The sequence below is a fragment of the uncultured Maritalea sp. genome (assembly GCF_937139385.1).
GTDB classification, from domain to species: domain Bacteria; phylum Pseudomonadota; class Alphaproteobacteria; order Rhizobiales; family Devosiaceae; genus Maritalea; species Maritalea porphyrae_A.
On sequence record NZ_CAKZPW010000056.1, the window covers coordinates 1 to 3,738 of the forward strand.

Annotated in this window: 4 protein-coding genes; 2 read left to right on the forward strand and 2 right to left on the reverse strand. The window is 48.8% G+C overall.

Translation table 11 applies throughout. The features are described from left to right. A partial coding sequence (glpD, locus tag Q0231_RS02440; RefSeq protein ID WP_299344636.1) for a glycerol-3-phosphate dehydrogenase occupies positions 1 to 877 on the forward strand: 877 nt, incomplete at its 5' end. A gap of 362 nt (positions 878 to 1,239) precedes the next feature. Continuing rightward, positions 1,240 to 1,932, forward strand: a complete 693-nt coding sequence (locus Q0231_RS02445; protein ID WP_269393653.1) for a GntR family transcriptional regulator — start codon at positions 1,240 to 1,242, stop codon at positions 1,930 to 1,932. 19 nt (positions 1,933 to 1,951) lie between these two features. Here Q0231_RS02445 and Q0231_RS02450 read toward each other — a convergent pair whose 3' ends face one another. Both Q0231_RS02450 and Q0231_RS02455 read right to left on the reverse strand, forming a co-directional pair. Further along, positions 1,952 to 2,326, reverse strand: coding sequence for a gamma-glutamylcyclotransferase (locus Q0231_RS02450; RefSeq protein ID WP_299344641.1), 375 nt, complete (start codon positions 2,324 to 2,326; stop codon positions 1,952 to 1,954). Positions 2,327 to 2,411: 85 nt separating this feature from the next. Further along, positions 2,412 to 3,738 (reverse strand): cobalamin-dependent protein (locus tag Q0231_RS02455; protein ID WP_299344643.1); only part of this gene is annotated, 1,327 nt, incomplete at its 5' end.

A 3,738-nucleotide genomic window follows, 5' to 3' on the forward strand; every position in this document is an offset into this window, starting at 1 on the left:
CGCCGGCCCGTGGGTCGACAAGCTGCTGCAGACGGCTGTCGGCAAGAACGACGCTAAAAATGTACGCCTCGTGCAGGGCAGCCACATCGTCGTGCCGAAGATCCATCAGGGCGATCAGGCCTATATTTTCCAGCACTCCGATGGCCGCGTGATCTTCGCCCTGCCCTATGAGACCGACTTCACGCTGATCGGCACGACGGACAAGGATTTTGAGGGCACCGACCCCGGCGAGGCGGAGTGTTCGCCCGAGGAGAAAGCCTATCTGTGCGAAGTCGCCAGTTCCTATTTCAAGAAGCCGGTGGTCGAGAACGATGTCGTGTGGACCTATTCCGGCGTGCGCCCGCTCTATGACGACCATGCCTCATCCAGCACCGCCGCCACCCGCGAATATGTGCTTAAGCTTAATGAAACCGGAGAAGCACCGGCCTTAAACATTTTCGGCGGCAAAATCACCACCTATCGCCGTTTGGCCGAAGCCGCGATTGAGAAATTTGACAGTTTCTTCCCCAACATTGGTGCAGAGTGGACCAAACGAGTTCCCCTACCCGGCGGGGACTTTGCTCACGATCAATTTGATGAGTTGGTCCGCAGATTACAAAGCCGACTCCCCTTCTTGGATCATAAAACCACCCACCGCCTCGTGCGCGCTTATGGGACTGACGCCGAAAAAATCTATTGCAATGCAACAAAAAAAGAGGACCTTGGCACCAATTTTGGGCACGGCATTTATGCTGGCGAACTCGATTGGGTCATTGCCAACGAATGGGTTATGACCGCCGAAGACTATTTATGGCGCAGAACAAAAATGGGGCTTCATGTTGATAAACAAGAAGCCGCACAGATTGACGCCTATATCGCTGAACGGATCACCAAATAAGGGAATGCAAATCAATATATCGCTTTTCCCAATCACCTTGAATTCGTGCAACAAAACTGAGGGCGAAGCGATCAGTTGAGATTACCATTCGCCCGTCACCGGCCTATAGAACCAATCTTTATCACTCGCTATTGTGCGTCTGTGAATTGGCGCATATGCTCTTTTCAGCTGCACATATCTATTGCGGTGGGGAGCAAAAATAAGCCACAAAACAAAACCGGAGTTATCCTTCGTGAACAACACGCCAAAAGTTGTTCAACTCAAGCGTTAGCAAGGGGCACAGCACACAATTCCCCATCTGCGAGCTAGCGCTAAAACCAAATAGACTTCAGACGATTACCTATGGAAAGGGCACAATCGGGATGCCAAGAAGAAAGAACCCAAACGCAAGCGGAGATCTTACTCAAACTGCGTATGTCGGCATTCGTCAGATGCTATTCCACAACGACTTGGTGCCAGGTCAAAAAGTTCCATTTAAAGAGCTTGCTGAAGAAATGGGCATGAGTGTAACCCCATTCATCCAAGCGCTAAAGTTCCTTGAATTCCAGGGCATCGTAAGACGTGAACCCAACAAAGGATATTTCATTGAACCGCTTAGCCTAAGCGAGATCAAAGAGCTGTACAATTTTAGACTGCTTCTGGAGAGTTCCTTGTTGGAACGAGCAATCGAAAATCTGGACAAGCAGGGCGAAGAAAAGCTGAAGGAGTCCCATCAGCAATATATGAACGCGCTTGAGGGTATGTTCATGAACAAGAAGCTGGTGGCGGATATGAACTTCCACCTCACAATTGCCGAACTCTCCGGACAATCTTTGCAAAAAAGAGCGCTGCAAAATGTGTTTGATATTCTGCATCTCAAGTATCAAATCAGTCTAAGATATGTGACCGGATCGAAATCAAATGAGAACGATCATGGCAATATCCTAAATGCTATTTTGGAACGTGACACAAAATTGGCAAAAAAGCTGCTCGAACAGCATATCCAATCAAGTGGCAAACATTCATCAGATAACGTCAGCCGCATGATCGAGGAAAAAGCAGGGATTCAATTTTGAACCCCTGCCCAAAGGGTGATTAAACAGAGTCAGCGTAGAACTGCTCGATGGTTTTTAGGTGTGTCGGATCCAGGTCCATTTCGCGGGCGCCTTCAAGCATGCCTTTGACATATTCTTTTGAGGGCTGGAACGGGCCTTGAGGGTCAATAACTTGGTAGAGTTCTGTTGAATGAAGCTTATTGTCCTCGCCCACAGCCAAGAACGTGCGGCGCTCATAATCCCCAATGTAAAAACCAGGTTTTACATCTAGTTCCAGTAGTTCTTTTTCGGGCACGTCAAAAATCACCCCATGCACCACTTTGCCTGGCGCTAACATGATATTGCTGATGCCGGCTTGCTTGGTTTTGGAAAAAAAGTTGAACTGGATTTCGTGATTAGGAATATACGCTTTCATCACATATTTCGCGCTTGGAAGTATCTCCTTCAAGAAGCTCATTTGTAAATTTGAACCATAACCAAAGTGTAGCATGTGCAATCCTTTATTGTTTCTCTAGTTGCAAAAAGTGGACCAGACGCTGCTCCAATGAAGACGTATTGGCGTGAATGCCAATCGCTCTAAGTTCACTGGAAACATCGACCGGCAATTCCTGGTCTTGAATTTTTTGATTTAGTACACCGCCGAAAAGCACGGGTTTTTTGATTTTTTGCTTGGCCATTTCAGCGTTAATTGTCTTGCCAAAATCTAGGGCCATTCCATTGTGCGTGCTCACCAGAATGGCGTCCACATCGTCTTCTTTAGCGCGCGCAACAATGGTTTGCGCGTCAACCTCTGCCCCAAGATAGACAACATTTGCCCCGCCGCTATCCAGCAGCCAATTCAGCACAAGCAAGGCATGTTCGTGCACATCGCTTGATGCCAATAACAAACGTTTCCCAGCTATCCGGTCGACCACCTTTGGCTTGGAAAATGCAGGCAAGTGCTGTTTGTACGTTCCAATTGACTGCGCAAAAATATCCGTTGGCACCGTTGGAATACGGTTGCGCGGTTGTGACGGGTCCTCAGCGCCTGCGCCAAAAATCTCTTCGAACAAAGCCGGGCCAATTTCCTTTAAGGCATAAAGCATCTGCAAAGGATTGCGCACATCGATACCAGCTTCTTTAAAGCCATGCAGCGCCCGCTCAAATATGCCGCGCCCTTCACTGACGATTTTGTCGGCGAATGCTTCAGCTTCGGAAAAATCAACTTTGTCGACTAGAAGGCGGGCGGTTTTTTCGACCCGGTTTCCCAATATTTGAGCTTCGACAATTTCTTGCGCAGATGGCGCTCGCACCGCTTCGGTGACAGGCAATGGCAACACAGCATGACCAGTTGGGCATTTGAGTTGCGCCATAATATCCCACAGCATGTACTCGGCGATCATGCCGCGATTTTCGTCAAAATCCTGCGTGAACGAAATTGTGTCGCCATAAAACATTGAGCCAACGCATTCGCCCTTGTGAATTTTATCAAGCGCAAATACCCAACCTGCCCGCTTGATGGGGTCTGAAGTTAGACCGCCGATACAATGGGATAGCTTCGCGCCAAGTAATTCTTCAACGATGTAATGCTCAAGCATCGCCCAACCGGCGATCGTGGCGCAGTCAAAAAACAACGCGCCATATCCGTCTTCTAAGTAGGAATGCAAGGCAACACCTTGCTCCCGAAAACGCCCCAACAGTGCAATGGCTTTCGTCGTTTCAACGGCTGTGTGAATATGGTCATGCCAACCGGGTGCCTGATGCGCAAAATATTGAGACAGGTTGCCAATTGTCGTCACCCCTGCCCGTAGCGCCAAAACACTATTGGTGACTGACGAGGGAAAGCCG

What these genes read in the sequence shown, in the direction of transcription:
- Q0231_RS02445 (WP_269393653.1), top strand. Translation starts at nt 1,240, where the DNA reads ATGCCAAGAAGAAAGAACCCAAACGCAAGCGGAGATCTTACTCAAACT.
- Q0231_RS02450 (WP_299344641.1), bottom strand. Translation starts at nt 2,326, where the DNA reads ATGAAAGCGTATATTCCTAATCACGAAATCCAGTTCAACTTTTTTTCC.